The 682-nt window shown below is 40.9% G+C and carries 1 protein-coding gene; it reads right to left on the reverse strand.

The genetic code is table 11. The features are described from left to right. Nucleotides 1-426, reverse strand: a 426-nt coding sequence (gene bcp, locus BJU60_RS14775; protein WP_070329514.1) for a thioredoxin-dependent thiol peroxidase, incomplete at its 3' end; no start/stop codon positions are given. Nucleotides 427-682 lie beyond the last annotated feature (256 nt).

Consider the following 682-nt stretch of genomic DNA (forward strand, 5'->3'; position numbering starts at 1 on the left):
GTCTTTTACCTTTACTTTTCGCCATTCTTTCACAAGCGTGCCTTCTTTATTAATAAGAAACGTTGAACGCTCGATTCCCATATATTCTTTGCCAAAATTCTTTTTCAGCTTCCATACCCCAAAGGCTTCAGACAATTTCTGTTCATCGTCTACAAGAAGAAGAAACGGCAAATCATGTTTTTCTTTAAACTTTTGGTGCTTGTCCTGACTGTCTGGGCTTACGCCGATAATGACAGCATCTAATTCTGCAAAGCTTTGATGGCGGTCGCGGAAATCACATGCTTCTGTTGTACAGCCTGGTGTCATATCTTTTGGATAGAAATAAAGAACAATATGTTTTCCTTTAAAATCAGAAAGCTTTACTTTCTCCCCATTGTCACCGGTTAATTCAATGTCAGGTACTTGCTGCCCTACTTCGATTGTCATGACACAATCCCTCCAACCTATTTTTTAATTAGCCTATCCAATTTTGAGAGGATATTCAACTAAGGACGCTTGCATCGGCATGTTAAAATAATGATAGACGACGTGATACGTTGAGATAGGAGGCTATTTATGAAATTCACAGAATCAGAAAAATTACATCAAGAGGCGCTGGAGCACATTGTTGGGGGTGTCAACAGCCCGTCTCGTTCATATAAGGCAGTAGGCGGCGGTTCACCCGTTGCGATGGAAAGAGGAG

Origin of the sequence: Exiguobacterium aurantiacum (genome assembly GCF_001766415.1) — a bacterium.
Classification (GTDB): Bacteria; Bacillota; Bacilli; order Exiguobacteriales; family Exiguobacteriaceae; genus Exiguobacterium; species Exiguobacterium aurantiacum_A.